The organism is Clostridioides sp. ZZV14-6153 (genome assembly GCF_020657855.1).
In the GTDB taxonomy this organism is placed as follows: Bacteria; Bacillota; Clostridia; order Peptostreptococcales; family Peptostreptococcaceae; genus Clostridioides.
This window is the reverse complement of the sequence record NZ_JAGWCZ010000006.1, coordinates 127,684-144,232: the sequence shown is the minus strand read 5'-3', so window position 1 is coordinate 144,232 and position 16,549 is coordinate 127,684. Positions and strand designations below refer to the sequence as shown.

The following is a 16,549-nucleotide window of genomic DNA, read 5'->3' as shown; positions in this document are numbered from 1 at the left end:
ATAATAATTATTGATAATTTAAATTTGCAGTCCATGGAAAATCTATAGGAAATACTTTTGTAGTAAATTCATATAGATTTTTCAAATGTTTAAATTCATTGTGTTGTTCTTCATTTCTTTCAAAAAATAGCTTATTAAGTTTATCTAAGCTTTCTATTATAAGCTCCTCTTCCTTATATTTGATGATATATTTATTTTCAACTTGTTTAAATTCAATATGCTCTAATAGTTCAGAATCTACATATTGATTAAAATAACCTTTTAAATTATTGCATAATTTACTATAATTTATTATTTTAATTGTTCCTTGTTGATAATCTAAAGACTTTAATTCATTACATTCTAATTGGTCTTTTAGATTTCTTACATGTACCTTATAGTCTAAATACTCTAAACCAAATTTATTCGTAGTATATTTTAATACATTTTCAACATTTATATTATTCAATCCTAGTTCAACTACTTCTCCTACAATAGAGTACTCTTTTTTTATTGTTCTTATTATTAAATATCCTATCATGTTATTATTATCTTTTATAAATACTTTCTTATAATTAATTGGTCCCCAAGCAAGAGTAGCTGCATGTAATAATTTTTTAAATTCATCTCTTGTTCTTATAAATCTAGTACTATTTTGATTATATAATTCAATCATTTTATTTAAATCAGTATCTTTTTCAAAATTAGTTTCATCAAATTCAACTATTTCATATGGTATTTCAATATTTTCTGGCTTTATTGTATATTTATAGAAACTCTTCACCACACTGCAATTTCTTCTACTATATAAACTTCTTGTCCCTGAAATAATTAAAACATCTACACCATCAGAAAACATTTTTTCTTCTGCTTTATCTAGTATTTTAGATGAATATCCCTTCTTCTCATAATCTGGATGTGTGCATACTCCACCTATAGCTGCAACCTTTAGTTTATTTCCTTGAATAGATACATCTTGTACCAAATAGTTTACATCTGAAACTACTTTTTCATTTTCTGATATTATAATCATATTTTCTATGTTATCTTTATTCAATAAAAGTGGAAACTCTTCCACCATAGTTGGCTTATAATTTCTTGATATTCTAAACACATAGTTTATTAATCCTGTTACTTTATTAAACTCTTCTACTTTTGCACTTCTTGGTTTTATTTCCATCTATATTCCTCCTGATATTATTTAAAATATTTCAATGTTATCATTCTTAGTAAAATATTTATTACCACGTTTTTAAATTTATCACTACATTTCTAATTATATCTTTTTTCTTCATGATTTTTAATTGTTTTTCAACAAACTTCTATAAAAAATATATATACTTTCCAGTTATACTTATAAAATGACCATTTATGTATAATATATTGAAATATTTCCTATATATTTATATGATTAAACTCTATAGGTCAATTGAAACAACCATTTTATTGAGAAGGTTATATTTTTTTATTACCTTCTTTTTTTTATAATAAATTACTATTTGCTTAATAGAAAATATTCTAAGTTGCTTTTAAATAATGACTTTATTGTTTAATTGTACTAAAATAGTATATGTAGGTTACAAATAATCTAATAAATACTAAAAATTGGAGGTAATAGATATGGCAGATTGTAATTCATGTCCATCAAAGGGAAATTGTAATAGTCAATCAAATTGTTCTATTGAAAATAACCCTAACAATAAATTTGGAAAAATAATTGGTGTTATGAGTGGGAAAGGTGGAGTTGGGAAATCGACTGTAACTGCTTTACTTGCTAATAAACTAAATAAAATGGGATACAAAGTTGGTATATTAGACTCTGATATAACAGGACCAAGTATTCCTAGACTTATGGGTCTAAAAAATGTAAAAGCTTATTCTGATGGCTCTTATATTTATCCTGTAGAAAATTCAAATAACATAAAAGTAATGTCTATAAATCTTATGATAGATGACGAAAATGAGCCTGTTGTTTGGAGAGGACCTCTAGTTGGAGGAGTTGTAAAACAATTTTATACTGATGTACTTTGGGAAGAACTAGATTATTTACTTATAGACATGCCCCCTGGAACTGGAGATGTTGCATTAACAGTTATGCAATCTATACCTATAAGTGGAATAGTTATGGTTTCAGTTCCTCAAGATTTGGTATCTATGATTGTATCAAAAGCTGTTAATATGGCTAAAAAAATGAACATAAACGTTCTTGGAGTTATTGAGAATATGAGTTATATTCAATGTCCTGATTGTTCTAAAAAAATCAAATTATTTGATGGTGACTCTACTGAAAAGTTTTTAAATGACTTAGATTTAAAACTTCTAGGTGAACTTCCTATGACTAAAGAAATCATAGATATTACTCATAATGGTGTTACAGAAATTAGTAATGATTTAGACTCAGTATTAACTGATATTGTTGAAAATATTAAATAGATATAAATTAAAATTTTATAGTTTTACACTTTAACACTAAAAAAAGAGGTGTGTATTTATTTTGTAATATTACAAATAAAATACACACCTCTTTTACATCTATCTATGTTTTAAATACACAAAATATTCTTCTATCATATCTCCATTTTTCACTTTTACTAGATATTCATTATAGTGAGCATTGTATGGCTGTGTCATTTTACACTCTACTACATTTTCTATATCTTCCAATTCTAAGAGTTCTACATCTTTTAAAAATTTTCTTTCTAAAAGCTCCATTAGTCTTTCCATAACCTATTCCCCCACTTCTCCAACATAATTAAAATAAAGCAAATAAATTCTCTACTTACAAAATTTACTTATTTATATTATATCCCATATCCTACAAATCCTAACAGAATTCATAAATTATTGTGAAAAAATATGCATTAACGTTTTAATAAATCTATCTTATAGTGATATATTAAGTATTCTTTCAATTATGTAAAGCACTCCTCTTAATCCAACAAATGGTGTATATGGATATATATTTACACTTTTTAAGTTTGGATTACTTATCTGTATATCTAACTTTGAATTATGATTCATATCAATACTAGTACCATCTCCAAATAAAACCAACAACTCATTTTCTTTTAAATATTTGTTTCTATCTAACTCATTATTTCCAATATATACGGATTCGTCCTTACAATCTGTATTATGTAATATGTTAACTCTATCAACTTCAAGACCTAATTCATTTAATAAATCTTTAAACCCTAAAGCAGTGTCATAATCTCCAAATACAGCACATTTTTTGCTTCCCTCATAAAAATAAAACTTCCTTTTTATATTAAATACTTGTCTTTTTATGCTAGATACTTCAGCTTCATAAGCACTTTTATTCAAATCCCACATAGTTACTTTTTGTATGTCTTTAATAAACTCTTCAGTATTTTTTATTCCATAAGGCTTTTTATATACATAAGGTATATTATACTTATCCTTCATAAAAGTTGCTGCTTTGATACCTTCTTTCCTAAGTACTATATTTAGACTAGACTTAGATGCATTTTCTATTTCCTCAATTGATGTGTATGATGTAAAGGTTACATTTACTTCTTTTTTGAAAAAAGCCTTTATCATCCTTTTAATTTCTTCACAATCTGATAAAAAATTATATTGGTCTATATTACATCCAATTATATTAAAGCTATCAATTTTTTCATTGCTCTCTTTTACTACATCCTTTGCTAATATATAAAGAAAATCTTCAACTCCTTGATTATAATCTTCTCTTAATCCACCTGTTGTGATTGGGATTAGCTTACAGTTTACGGAATCACTTATAATATTGCAGATTCCTACTATATCCACACCTATAATAGAAGATACAGATGAAGCCATTACAAATATATACTTGGGTTTAATATTATTATCTATTTCAATTATAGCCTTTTCTAATCTATCATAATTTCCAAACGTAACATCGCTTTCACTCATATGAGTTGAATAAATCTTTGCTTTGTCTTCTCCATTTAAACTTCCAATTGCTTCTATAGCATAGTGAGTTGTTCCTGATGGACCAAATTCTATGACACAGGCTTCGCTTATTGATGATACTGTAAATATTATTCCCATTCTATCAGAAGGATTTGGAAAATATTTATATACTTCCATATTAAATCACTTCCTTTCTTGTAACTTTCTCCACATCAAATAATTTAATTAAAGTTTCCATTATGCCTATTGGAAGCTCAAATCCTATTTTTTGTGCATGTTCGTCTAACGTTATTTGTATAAGTCCCTTTTCTTTTAATAACATTGGACTTTCATGACCTATATAAATATCTGCATTTATAGTATCATACAAACTTCTAAGTGGTGCTATATTTGCAATTCTGCTTACATATGGATTGTGTCCTTTTTTTATTATGTTGTCTTTAAATAAACTATCTTGTTCATAAAGTTCACGCACTTGTATAAATTCTGGCACTAACCCTAATTCTGTTAAGAAATCCACTGTTTCAAATGCCATCATTGGTGTATTCCCATAAATTAGCTTTTTACCTTCCATTAGAAGTCTACATTTATTCAATAACAAATTATATCTTTGTCTTTGCTCTAATAATTCATCTTGTACATCTATGTCTAAAATGTTACAAAGTTTATTATAGTTTTCCATTATAATTGACTCTTTCATGTTTTTATCAAAATATATGTATTCTATTCCAAATTTATTTTTCATATCTTCTGCTAAATCCAATGCTATCATATCTGTTACTATATTTAATTTAGCACTAGATGCACTTTTTATATCTCTTATAGTACATTTAGATGGTATTACACAATTTATTTTTACACCTTCTTTAGAAAGTAACTTTACAAGCTCTGTATCTTCTACATTCTCTTGTCTATGCCCTAAAATATTAACACCTTTTTTATTTGTATAATTCTCCATAACTGATGATAAACTCTTTAAAGCTCTGGTCATTCCAATTATATGAGAATTACAAGTATAATGTTCGGTATTAACTGCTAAAACAGGTACACCAATCAGTTCTTCCAATTCCTCAGATAAAGCATTATAATCCTCACCTATTAATTCTGGTACACATGTAGTTACTATCATTATTGCATCAAATTTTTCAACTTCTGAAATATACTTTACAGCTTCTATTACTTTTTTTTCTGCACCAAAAACTATATCTTTATCTTTTAAGACTACTGAATAAACACTATCTTGACCAGACTGTCTATGATATGCAAAATTTTTACTATAATAAGTACATTCATTTGTTCCTACTATCACAAGAGCCATGTTTTTTATATATGATGCAGTTAATACAACTCCAAACAATGGACAATGAGTCCCTGGAAACACAGCATATGATAAAGATTTTATATCTTTATCATACGCTATATCTTTTAATCTATTTAATACATTTAAAGTATACATATTTTTTCCTTTCCAATCCTATTACTTATACAACTTTATAAATTTAAAGTTACACTTATATTACTTTTTATATTTTTTCAACTATAGTCATCTTAAATATTAAAATTTTATATACTACTAGTTCTTCTACATAACATTATTGGATGAATTCTAGGCTTTTTACTAATTGGGTCTATATCTATATCACATTTTACCTTGTAAACATCTTTTATTATCTCTTCACTTATTACATTATTAGGATGTCCATCCGCTACTATAGCACCATTATTCATAATAATAAGTCTATCACTGTATTTGCTCGCTTGATTTATATCATGCAAAACCATAATTATAGTCATTCCAAATTTTTTATTTATATCTTTTACAAGCTCCATTAGTTCTAATTGATGAGATATATCCAAATATGTTGTAGGTTCATCTAATAAAAGTATATCTGGCTTTTGACAAAGTGCCATTGCTAACCATACTCTTTGTCTTTCTCCTCCAGATAAATTGCTTACCAATTTATCTTTATATGTTTCAAGACCTGTATTTCTCATTGCCCAATTTACTATTTCTTCATCATTTTTATTTTTACTTTCAAAAAAACCTTTATGTGGTATTCTTCCATAATATATTAAATCCTTTACTTTTATATCCTTTAGGGAGGCATTATGTTGAGCTAATAATGCCACTTTTCTCGAAATTTCTTTATTACTCATGACTTTCATATTTCTCTTACCGATATATATGTCACCCTGTTTAATTTTCAAAATTCTAGATAAGGACTTAAGTAATGTAGATTTTCCTGAACCATTTGGACCTAATATAGAAACCACTTCTTTTTCTTTAATGCTCACACTCAGATTGTCTATGATAATCTTATCTTCATAACCTATTTTGACATTTTTTACATTGAACATTAATAACTGCCTCTCTTTCTTAATAAATATAAGAAGAATGGACCCCCTATTATAGACATAATAACGCCTACTGGAATCTCTATAGAGCCTCCTATTGTTCTTGCTAATGTATCTGCAATTAATAATACAATACTCCCTAGTACTATACTAAATGGTATCGTATATTTATGGTCACTGCCAAGCAACATACGCGTTATATGTGGTACTATAAGACCTACAAAACTGATGACACCAACTATTGAAGTAGAAACACCTGCTAAAAATATAGCTACTAATGAGATTAAAAACCTACTTTTATTTACATTGAAGCCAAGATTTGTAGCTGCATCATCTCCTAATTGTAGTACATTTGCACTTCTGATGAGGAAAATAGCTCCTATCAATCCTATAACAGAATACCATATTAGCATATTTACATCTAACCAAGTCTTTGTGGCTAAACTTCCATTTAACCACAACATTGCACTTTGAATTCTTTCACTATACATAGTTGATAAATATGATATCACACCACCTAATATAGTGTTTACAGCTACTCCAGCTAGTATAATTCGCTCTGGTCTAAGCCCATTTTTATACGCCATCAAATATACTACTCCACAAGATATGAGCCCTCCTATAAAAGCAACTATTGGCAACATACTTGTATATTGTGGAAATAAAAGCAATATTATAATAGCAGCTACACTTGCTCCTGTAGATATACCTGTTATACCAGGGTCTGCTAATGGATTTTTCATAACAGCTTGTAACAATAGTCCTGAAACTGCTAGATTTGCACCAACTAACGCTGCTAAAATATTTCTAGGTAACCTCATCTTATAAACTATGGTAGTAACCATTGCATTATTTTCATTTATCAATGCATCAAATATTTCCCCAATACTTAAATTTACACTCCCTACAGTAGAAAAAACAATTAATAAAATAATTACAGTTATCAACCCTGTAAATATCAATAATACTTTTTTATTATCCATATTCTTCACCTAAAATTTATTTATCTCCATATAAGATATCTCCCAATTTATTTATTGAATCTTTGACATGTATATTTGCTGATACATTAAATATACTTGAGTCTAAATCTATAACTTTTCCATTTTTTACTGCACTTAATGTATCCCATGCAGGATTTTTATCAAAAGAATCATCAAATGCTTTTTTAGTCTCTTCTATATTCCCATGTGCAAATCTAAGTATGTAATCTGGATTTTCTTTTATAATTTGTTCTAAGCTAAATTGTATATAATCTGAATCCACACTATCTGTTAAGTTATCAGCTATATTTTCAGCACCTACTGTTTTAACCAAGTCACCAAGATATGAGCTCTTTGTAGCTAACATAAAATTATTTCCACCACCAAATAAAATAGCTACCCTTGGTTTTTTATCCTGTTTTTTTGACTTTTCTACTACAGATTCTTCTACTCCTTTTAGCTCTTTTATAAGTTTTTCTGCTTCATCTTGTTTATTTATTTTATTACCCAAATTCTCTATGCTTTTAAGAAACTTTGTGTATGTTCCAGTTTCAAAATAGAATGTATCTAGGTTATATTCTTTCATACTCTTTTCAACATTTTCTTTAAACATACTATCAACTATAAATACATCTGGCTCAAGAGAGGCTACAATTTCTAAATCAGGATTCATAGCTTGTCCTACTTCTGGTAGATTTTTATATTTTTCTGGTAGTTCAGATTTAGTCGTTGGAATGCCTACTAAAGTAGCATCTAATTTATCCAATACTTGTGTTGCTGCTACTGTGGCTGAGACAACTTTTACGTTGTTATCTGACTCCTTATTTGCAGACTCATCATTTGATGGCTTTGAGCATCCTGTTAATATTAATGCGCTAAGTAAAAATACTGAGCATATTTTTTTAAATTTCATAAAAATTTCCTCCATAATAAACTTTATTTTAAAACTGTATTTTCTATTTAAACCTATATCTATCTAGTTACTTTGTATAATCTTATTTGCAAGTTCTATATATACTTGTGACATTTCATTATCTTTATCTTCTTCTATAACGGTTCTTCCATTATTCTCAGACTGTTGCATGATTTTATTTCTTGGTATATAGTGAAAAACTTTACTTTTTATTTCATCAGCCAATTTTTCAACTAATTCTAATTCATTTTCAACATTTTTAGCATTTAATATGAGTCCTTTTAAAGAGGCATATCCTCTATTTTTAAATTGCTCTACAGCTAAAGATATATTACTAGCAGCATACATTGACATCATTTCTCCAGAAGTTACTATATACACTTCATTTGCAAATCCATTTCTTATTGGCATTGAAAATCCTCCACAAACAACGTCTCCAAGTACATCGTAAATTACTACATCTGGATTATATATTTCAAAGGCCTTTAATTCTTCTAATTTTTCAAAAGCCGCTATTATACCTCTTCCAGCGCACCCTACTCCTGGAGTTGGTCCTCCAGCTTCAATACATAATACTCCACCATATCCTTCAAATACTATGTCTTCAAGTTTCAAATCATCTTTCTTCTCTTTCATGACATCGAGAACTGTTGGTATAAATTTTCCTTTCATTAAATTTTTAGTAGAATCTGATTTAGGGTCACATCCTATTTGCATAACCTTATATCCTAAATGAGAAAGTGATGCAGATAAATTGGAAGTTGTTGTTGATTTTCCAATTCCTCCCTTCCCATAAATAGCTATTTTTTTCATTGACTTTTTACCTCTCTTACATCATAATATTATTTAACGAAATTAATTATCATTCGCAACAACTATTTTACGCGATATGTTTTTTAAATTCTTAACTATATTTGTTTTTTTATAAAAATATTTGTATAAATTTAAATGAGGTGATTTTTTGAAATGTTTTAAAGATGATATAGAACTTATCATTAATGATTTTTTTGACTGTTGTAATATCCCAACAAAAGTGATTAATAAGGATTTAAAAGAACTTTGTAGCGTTGGCTACAATGATAAACTAGAAAAGTACTTTTCTAGTTTAAACATATTCAATAATATAAAAAGTACAGATTTTATATCTAATAAAAACTTGTCCTATATAATGTTAAGTTTTTGCGATGACATACAATTTTTAATTATGCCGATACATAAATTTGATATTTCTAGTGGCTATTTTGTTATAGGACCTTTTAAATCATGCATTAATAATGATATTGAGTTTTCTGACATACCATTTAAGCCTCTATCATGTATAGATTATATATCAAATCTTTTATCAGAAATATGTAATGATAAAATGAAACACAAACCAGCTCTTAGTTTTTATGTAAAAAAAACTATTGATTATATTCATAAAAACTACTCAGAAGATATAACAGTAAGTGATATATGTAATAATTTACAACTTAATAAAAGTTATTTTTGTTCCCTATTTAAAAAAGAAAGTGGATATACATTTACTAATTTTCTCAATAAAGTTCGAGTCGAAAAAAGTAAAAAATATTTACTTCGAGAAGATATGTCTATTCTAGATGTTGCTGTATTTGTTGGGTTCAATAGCCAAAATTATTATAGTATGGTTTTTAAAAAGTTTAACAACCTTACACCAATTGAATATAAAAATATTTATAACTAAAAAATATCATTCTGCAAAGAATGATATTTTTTAGTTATAAATATTTTGACGAAAAAAGTTAATTCTTTGTTAAGTTGATTTTATCCAAAATATGCTAAATATCACCTCAAGTATTTAAATTACTACATGATATAAGTTTTCTCAAATTAACAACAACTTAAAGATTTAACATTCTCTTAACCTATACTTAACAAAACGTTAATATTTAAATTGACAAAATTTGTTATTCTATATTATGGAAACGATAAATTTTAGTTAATAAAGTTTATAATTCATATAAAAAATTTATTAATTTCTTAAGGGAGGAAATGTCGTGAATATAGCAATTAGTCTTATCGGTGGTCTTGGACTTTTTCTTTATGGAATGAGTTTAATGGGAGAAGGTTTACAAAAATCGGCAGGAGACAAATTAAAGAAAATCATCGAACTCTTAACAAGTAATGTTGTTATGGGTGTATTGGTAGGTACAGTTGTTACAGGTATCATACAAAGTTCAAGTGCTACTACTGTAATGGTTGTAGGATTTGTAAATGCAGGAATAATGAATCTAAGTCAAGCCATTGGTGTAATAATGGGTGCAAATATAGGTACTACTGTTACTGCCCAACTAGTTTCATTTAATCTTGAAGGAATAGCCCCAATTGCATTAGGTATAGGTATAGTATTTTATTTATTTACATCAAATCAAAAAACAAAACACTTAGCTGAAATACTTATTGGTTTTGGTATATTGTTTACAGGTATGGAATTTATGAAAGATGCAGTAGCTCCACTTGCTGAATATAAGGGATTTACTGATACACTTTTATATTTTAGTAAAAATCCTATACTTGGTATATTGGCAGGATTTGCAATCACTGGTATCATACAAAGTTCAAGTGCTTCTATGGGTATGCTAATCGCTTTAGCTTCTCAAGGAATACTTCCTCTATCAGCTGCTTTACCTATACTTTATGGAGATAATATTGGTACTTGTGTTACTTCACTTTTATCAAGTGTTGGTGCAAATAGAAATGCTAGACGTGCAGCTGTAATGCATTTAAGTTTTAATGTCATTGGTACAATAATATTTATGCTTGTTTTAAATAAACCTATATCAGCTATAGTTACTCATTTTGACCCAACTGACACAGCTAGACAAATAGCAAATGCACATACTTTATTTAATCTTACAAATGTTATAATATTATTGCCATTTTCTAAATACATAGTTAAATTAGCAAACAAACTTATACCTATTAAAGAAACTGAGTCAGAAATTGTAAACAATACTAAGTACTTAGATGAAAGAATGTTTAGTACTCCATCTATAGCACTTGGTAATACTGTACAAGAAGTTGTTAGAATGGGACATAAGGCCACAAACTCTTTAGAACATTCAATTGCAGGTTTTTTAAATAAAAGTAGTGAAGATATTAAGAAAACTTTTGAGTCTGAAAAAGTTGTTAATAAATTGCAGAAAGATATATTAAATTATTTGTTAAAACTTTCTAAAGAACCACTTAGAGATGATGAACGATTTAGAACAGATTTACTTTTCAATACAGTAAATGATATCGAAAGAGTATCTGACCATGCTGAAAATATAGCTGAGTTGGCTATGACTGTTAAAGAAATGAATGTTAACTTCTCTGATAGTGCAATAAAAGAAATCTATGAAATATACAATAAAACTATGACTAACTTTAAGGATGCTTTAGTAGTTTTAGATGTAAAAGATTTTGAATTAGCAAACAAAGTTTTAGAAGTTGAAAATGAAGTAAATTACTTAGAAAAAACTTTTAGAAATGCTCATATGATTAGATTAAATAATGGTAGTTGTACAATTGATGCTGGTGTACTTTACCTTGACTTACTTACTAACTTAGAAAGAATTTCTGACCACTCAACAAACATAGTAACACAAGTTTTAAAACTTAAACAAAAAATATAGTTATTACAATTTATATTTAATTTTAATTAACTATTTAATATAATAAAAAGCTATAAATAATAATTCTATTATTTATAGCTTTTTTAATTTAATTAATATATATTTGGAATATGTATTTTACTTTTTCTCTTATATAATAAACAAGTACCCTAAACATTTGATTTAATTTTCAGTACAGGATTTTTTAATAATTGCTCAAAATCATCTTGTGGCATTGGCTTTGCATAAAAATATCCTTGTGCCAAATAACATCCAATTTCTTTTAGTCTTATCACTTGTTCTATACTTTCTACTCCTTCACATATAACTTTCATATTTAATTCTTTTGCCATATTTACCACTCCACGCACAACAGCTTGTTCACGACTACCATGCATTCCTTTTTGTATAAATGTACGGTCCAACTTAATTATATCAACAGAAAATTGTTGTAATAAACCAAGAGATGAATATCCAGAACCAAAATCATCTATAGAAATAGGAAATCCTGATTCTTTTAGTTGATTAAAATGACTCAAAATCTGATTGAGATTTTCAACAAAAATGCTTTCTGTGACTTCTATTTCAAGGTATTTGTGAGGTATTTTATAGTAATCTGCTATTTCTATCAATGTTTCTGAGAAGCTTTCATTATTAAAATGAATTCTGGAAAAATTACAAGATACTGGACTAATATTTAATCCCAAATCTATCCATCTCTTTAACAGTTTGCAGACTTCTTCATAGATATAAAAGTCAATTTCTACCACAAATCCGTTTTTTTCAAAATAAGGAATGAATTTTCCAGGACTTATTATACCTTTATCTGGATAATTCCATCTTACCAGTGCTTCACTTCCTACCAATTTATTTGTATTCATATCTACCTTTGGTTGAAAGTATGGAACAAACTCTCCATGTTCTAAGGCTATTTGCATCCTATCTGTTAGGTTTCTTTGATGTAACCCTTCCTCTCTCATAGTCATATCATAAAGTACAACACAACTTTTGTGAGTTATTTCCGTATTTCTTCTCGCATAATTTGCTAGGTCAAGCATAAGAGATATATCATGTTTTTCAACTTCATTTACTATGTATATGCCAAATACAAGAATAAGTTGGTAAGTTTTTCTCATTTTTTCTACCCAATCATTTAATTGAGTATCAATCTTAAAGAGACGTTCTTCTAAGCAATCCCAGCTATTGTATTTTAATAACATAACAAATTGGTCTGCAGAAACGCGAGCACAAGATTCTTCAAAAGAGACAGTATTTTGTAAAGCTTTAGCTAATACACAAAGTATTTCATCTCCTTCTGAAAATCCTAAAGTGTCATTAATCATTCGAAATTGTTTTATATCTAAATAAACAATCACATATGAACCACTTTCTGCATTTCTTAAACTCTTAATAGCTTCTTTACAAAATTTATTTAAATTCCAAATTCCTGTAAGACTATCTCGGTATAACAAACTCTCAATACGTTTATTATTTTTTGACTTTAATAAAAGTAGAAAACTCAAAAGTATAATAATAATAGCTGCTATTATAATAACTCCTCCAATAATTGCCATTGGATGCTGATGAATAATATCTTGCCAAGTTATATCATATTGAATTATTGTATTTTTTAAAATTATTCTGTCCATTTGTTCTGTTGACATGTATTGAATACATTTATCTAGTATAGAAAATAACCTTGAATCTGCAGAATCAGAAATGCCAATACTTATTTCTTCTGCATAGTTTGTCAAAGTCGAAACAGAAAATTTTTCATAACGAGGATTGGACAATAGATAATCTGCAATATATGTATTTACATAAACAGCATCCACTTTATCCTTTAATACAGCTTCAAAACATTCTTTTGGAGAATTATAATATTCTATAGTTCTATCTAGTTTCCCATCTTCAGTAATATTTTGTCCAATTAAAGAACCATTTACAGCTGCTACTTTTTTAATTTTATTTTCTTTTTCTCCACTAACTAAAACTACTGGAGCACGTAAATAATACTGAGTTGTTCTTATATTGTTTTTTTGGTTATTAATATAATCGTTTTCCATACCACAAACTATAGATGTGCTAGAATCTTTTGATACTTGAAGTGCTTCATTATAACTTTTTGCAGAAATAAATCTAAATTTTAACCCAGTGTTATTTGTAATTTCCTTAAATAAATCAGCAACCACACCAGAAAACTCGCCTGTTTTGGAATCACCATATTCTAGTGGTGCCTTTGTAGAATCATACACAGCTGAAATTTCACCAGATTGTTGTATATATTCTTGCTCATCTTTTGTAAATACTGGCTTCTGAGCAGTACTTATAGAAAAATATTTATTGTATAATTTTGTTTCATAACTTGAATTCCTAAGTGTCAATGTATTCAAAGCAGAATTCAGTTGAGATAATAAATCCAGCTTCTTATTTGAAACCACAGTATAAAGTGGCTCTGGAGAAAACTGTGCTACACTTTTAAATGTACTAGTCCGACCAAGATGTGTTATAGCAACACCGTCAAGATTTCCATTTTTTAAATTTCTTAACAAATCATCTGTTTCTTTATAAGATATAATTTGAACTTCAAAATCATTTGTTTTACAATATTCTTTAAAGTTTTCAGCATCCTTACTATTACTAATAATACCTACTTTCATATCCTGAAAAGAATCAAAATCCTCATAATCATAACGAGTATCGTCCACTCTTACATTTAAAGTTGTATAGATATTACACATTGGTAGGGTTGGAAAAAGCATTTCTTTTGTGCGTTCTTTTGTATAATAGACACTAGGAAGAACATCTATCTCACCTGATTTTAACATTTCAAAAGCATTTTCCCAACTTTTACAATCTACTATTTCATATTTCCAGTTAGTGTACTTAGTAATTTCTTGTAAGTATTCAAAATTAAATCCTATATACTCTCCATTTTCATTTCGACTCATATAATCGCCATCATCATAATACCCGACTTTAACTGGAACCCTATCTGAAGCAGAGTTAATTTCTATTGGAAAAGAAAGAAAAATCATACAAACAATCAGAATCAATTGAAAGGATTTTAACTTCAAAATTTTGTCCTCCTCCCTCTTAGTAGATATATTATATCATTTTCAATAGAAAAATAGAATATACTGCCAGTTTTTTAACTTTCAAAATACTTCTAAAATATATATTACAAGTGACAATACAGAAAACTTAACTTATATAAATATACCACTTTTTATACCTACCACACATAATAAGAATACTTAAAAAAGCTATATAAATTTGCAAAATAACAAATTTATATAGCTTTTAGTATTATAAAATAATTAATTTTTTATATAGTTTTTTATAATTACATCAAATTGAAATTTCTATAAATTAATTTTATTGCACAATTGATACTTTAATAATATCCCCATTTTTTCTTTCTAGATGAACCACTTCTCCAGTCAAATCATAATCAAATGCCTTAACTAATATTTCAGTAACTTTTTTACCATCAACTACATCATCTTTTCCATTAAACAAATCTAAAGCATTGTTTTCAATCATTCTCTTTGCAAAATTTACAGGTAATTTTATATGTATTTTGTCGCCTGTATGTGACAGTACCCTTATTCTTAAAAACTTTTCTAAATTATTTCTTGGTGTTTGTTTTGATGCCATTCTATTAAATCACTCTCCCCTTATTTTTTATTTAATAATAAATTTTATTCTTAAAAATATCTTTATATGTATCTATTATAAAAGTAACACTATTATTTTCTGTGTTTAATTTATACTTAACTCTATCTAATATGCCAATTTCATGAGCGCATATAATTTTTTTAATAATTGTACATTTTTAGACTTTATTTTATAATTATTCTATATGCTTTATACTCTCAATGAAACTTTTTTATCAAAATGTTTTATTATATAAAATATTAAAATTAAACTAATCTATTTATCACTAAATAGTATCAGGGGGACATATTTATGATAGAAAAAATTAAAAACATGTTAAAAAATTGCAATCATGATATATATATTTCACCACACAAATTATTAAGACCATACATAGCCCATTATACAATAACTGTTCAAGATAAAAATTCTATAGAAAACCTGACATTGATACCTGATGCAAGTGGATGTATGGTATTTGAATTTAGTAAAAAAGGTATAAATAGCAAATTTTGGGGTGCTACAACAAAAACTACTATTGTAAAAAACGATATAGAAAATATACTCTTTAGGGTATTTGTTGAATTTCTTCCATGTGGAGTATACTATTTGACAGGTTTTCCTCAAATAGAATCAGCCGATTTAATAATTCCTGTTAAAGATTTTAACACTCAACTTGATTTGGAAACTAATTCTATCTTTGAAAAGTCCAGTACTCTTGAAGAACTCATTGAACAATTTGATAGGTTATTTTTATCGTACTTATTTAAATCTAATATAAAAGATTTAACAATACCAATTCTTATAGATGCTAGAAAACAAAACTCTATCATGTCTGTTAAAAATATTGCTCAAATTAGTTGTTATAGTGAACGCCATTTAAATAGGATTTTTAATAATTCTCTTGGTATGAGTGTTAAGACATACCTTAGATTATTACGTATAAACATGGTACTACAAGAAATACAAAGTAATAAGATGTCATTTACAACTTTAGCTCAAAATATAGGTTATTATGACCAATCTCACTTTATAAATGATTTTAAATCTATTTGTGGTGTTAATCCAACAACCTATATAAAAAATTTGTCTGATTTTTACAATGAGAAATATAAATTTTAACATAT

General features: G+C 27.2%; 14 protein-coding genes. 4 read left to right on the top strand and 10 right to left on the bottom strand.

Annotated features, from left to right (window positions below):
• Window positions 1-7: 7 nt before the first annotated feature.
• Window positions 8-1,159 carry a GNAT family N-acetyltransferase gene (locus KGF46_RS09840; protein ID WP_227841760.1) on the bottom strand — a complete coding sequence of 384 codons (1,152 nt, stop codon included), beginning with the start codon at window positions 1,157-1,159 and terminating at the stop codon, window positions 8-10.
• 440 nt (window positions 1,160-1,599) lie between these two features.
• Between KGF46_RS09840 and KGF46_RS09835 the strand changes: the two genes are divergently transcribed.
• Window positions 1,600-2,412 carry an Mrp/NBP35 family ATP-binding protein gene (locus KGF46_RS09835; protein ID WP_227840239.1) on the top strand — a complete coding sequence of 271 codons (813 nt, stop codon included), beginning with the start codon at window positions 1,600-1,602 and terminating at the stop codon, window positions 2,410-2,412.
• Between the two features lie 99 nt (window positions 2,413-2,511).
• Here the strand turns inward: KGF46_RS09835 and KGF46_RS09830 are convergent, their stop codons facing one another.
• From KGF46_RS09830 to KGF46_RS09800, 7 genes are all read right to left on the bottom strand, one after another.
• Window positions 2,512-2,703 carry a hypothetical protein gene (locus tag KGF46_RS09830; RefSeq protein WP_227828455.1) on the bottom strand — a complete coding sequence of 64 codons (192 nt, stop codon included), beginning with the start codon at window positions 2,701-2,703 and terminating at the stop codon, window positions 2,512-2,514.
• A gap of 159 nt (window positions 2,704-2,862) precedes the next feature.
• Window positions 2,863-4,074, bottom strand: a complete 1,212-nt coding sequence (locus KGF46_RS09825) for a nitrogenase component 1 (protein WP_227841761.1) — start codon at window positions 4,072-4,074, stop codon at window positions 2,863-2,865.
• Between the two features lies 1 nt (window position 4,075).
• Entirely contained in the window at window positions 4,076-5,353 is a 1,278-nt protein-coding gene (locus KGF46_RS09820; protein WP_227861454.1) for a nitrogenase component 1, read from the bottom strand.
• Between the two features lie 107 nt (window positions 5,354-5,460).
• Entirely contained in the window at window positions 5,461-6,255 is a 795-nt protein-coding gene (locus KGF46_RS09815; RefSeq protein WP_227828452.1) for an ABC transporter ATP-binding protein, read from the bottom strand.
• On the bottom strand, window positions 6,255-7,235 hold the full coding sequence (locus KGF46_RS09810; protein WP_227828451.1) for a FecCD family ABC transporter permease: 981 nt from the start codon (window positions 7,233-7,235) through the stop codon (window positions 6,255-6,257). Before KGF46_RS09810 ends, KGF46_RS09815 begins: the two co-directional genes overlap by 1 nt.
• Before the next feature lie 16 nt (window positions 7,236-7,251).
• Window positions 7,252-8,148: an ABC transporter substrate-binding protein gene (locus KGF46_RS09805; protein WP_227828450.1), complete on the bottom strand. Its 897-nt coding sequence runs from the start codon at window positions 8,146-8,148 to the stop codon at window positions 7,252-7,254.
• Between the two features lie 63 nt (window positions 8,149-8,211).
• Window positions 8,212-8,961 (bottom strand): nitrogenase iron protein NifH, encoded by a 750-nt coding sequence (locus KGF46_RS09800; RefSeq protein ID WP_227828449.1) that lies wholly within the window; start codon window positions 8,959-8,961, stop codon window positions 8,212-8,214.
• A gap of 148 nt (window positions 8,962-9,109) precedes the next feature.
• Here KGF46_RS09800 and KGF46_RS09795 point away from each other — a divergent pair, with 148 nt between their 5' ends.
• Both KGF46_RS09795 and KGF46_RS09790 read left to right on the top strand, forming a co-directional pair.
• Window positions 9,110-9,850 carry a helix-turn-helix domain-containing protein gene (locus tag KGF46_RS09795; RefSeq protein ID WP_227850418.1) on the top strand — a complete coding sequence of 247 codons (741 nt, stop codon included), beginning with the start codon at window positions 9,110-9,112 and terminating at the stop codon, window positions 9,848-9,850.
• A gap of 313 nt (window positions 9,851-10,163) precedes the next feature.
• Window positions 10,164-11,783 (top strand): Na/Pi cotransporter family protein, encoded by a 1,620-nt coding sequence (locus tag KGF46_RS09790; protein ID WP_227850419.1) that lies wholly within the window; start codon window positions 10,164-10,166, stop codon window positions 11,781-11,783.
• A 149-nt stretch (window positions 11,784-11,932) separates the two neighbouring features.
• On the opposite strand, the gene KGF46_RS09785 is transcribed toward KGF46_RS09790, so the two are convergent.
• Together KGF46_RS09785 and KGF46_RS09780 are read right to left on the bottom strand one after the other, a co-directional pair.
• Window positions 11,933-14,839: an EAL domain-containing protein gene (locus KGF46_RS09785; protein ID WP_227861953.1), complete on the bottom strand. Its 2,907-nt coding sequence runs from the start codon at window positions 14,837-14,839 to the stop codon at window positions 11,933-11,935.
• Window positions 14,840-15,140: 301 nt separating this feature from the next.
• Complete coding sequence (locus KGF46_RS09780) at window positions 15,141-15,422, bottom strand: hypothetical protein (protein WP_003420428.1); 282 nt, start codon at window positions 15,420-15,422, stop codon at window positions 15,141-15,143.
• 312 nt (window positions 15,423-15,734) lie between these two features.
• On the opposite strand from KGF46_RS09780, the gene KGF46_RS09775 reads away from it, so the two are divergent.
• Window positions 15,735-16,544 (top strand): helix-turn-helix transcriptional regulator, encoded by an 810-nt coding sequence (locus KGF46_RS09775; RefSeq protein ID WP_227828445.1) that lies wholly within the window; start codon window positions 15,735-15,737, stop codon window positions 16,542-16,544.
• The last annotated feature ends 5 nt before the right edge of the window (window positions 16,545-16,549 follow it).

What these genes read in the sequence shown, in the direction of transcription:
- KGF46_RS09825 (WP_227841761.1), bottom strand. Translation starts at nt 4,074, where the DNA reads ATGGAAGTATATAAATATTTTCCAAATCCTTCTGATAGAATGGGAATA.
- KGF46_RS09800 (WP_227828449.1), bottom strand. Translation starts at nt 8,961, where the DNA reads ATGAAAAAAATAGCTATTTATGGGAAGGGAGGAATTGGAAAATCAACA.
- KGF46_RS09780 (WP_003420428.1), bottom strand. Translation starts at nt 15,422, where the DNA reads ATGGCATCAAAACAAACACCAAGAAATAATTTAGAAAAGTTTTTAAGA.
- KGF46_RS09835 (WP_227840239.1), top strand. Translation starts at nt 1,600, where the DNA reads ATGGCAGATTGTAATTCATGTCCATCAAAGGGAAATTGTAATAGTCAA.
- KGF46_RS09815 (WP_227828452.1), bottom strand. Translation starts at nt 6,255, where the DNA reads ATGTTCAATGTAAAAAATGTCAAAATAGGTTATGAAGATAAGATTATC.
- KGF46_RS09830 (WP_227828455.1), bottom strand. Translation starts at nt 2,703, where the DNA reads ATGGAAAGACTAATGGAGCTTTTAGAAAGAAAATTTTTAAAAGATGTA.
- KGF46_RS09775 (WP_227828445.1), top strand. Translation starts at nt 15,735, where the DNA reads ATGATAGAAAAAATTAAAAACATGTTAAAAAATTGCAATCATGATATA.
- KGF46_RS09820 (WP_227861454.1), bottom strand. Translation starts at nt 5,353, where the DNA reads ATGTATACTTTAAATGTATTAAATAGATTAAAAGATATAGCGTATGAT.
- KGF46_RS09805 (WP_227828450.1), bottom strand. Translation starts at nt 8,148, where the DNA reads ATGAAATTTAAAAAAATATGCTCAGTATTTTTACTTAGCGCATTAATA.
- KGF46_RS09810 (WP_227828451.1), bottom strand. Translation starts at nt 7,235, where the DNA reads ATGGATAATAAAAAAGTATTATTGATATTTACAGGGTTGATAACTGTA.
- KGF46_RS09840 (WP_227841760.1), bottom strand. Translation starts at nt 1,159, where the DNA reads ATGGAAATAAAACCAAGAAGTGCAAAAGTAGAAGAGTTTAATAAAGTA.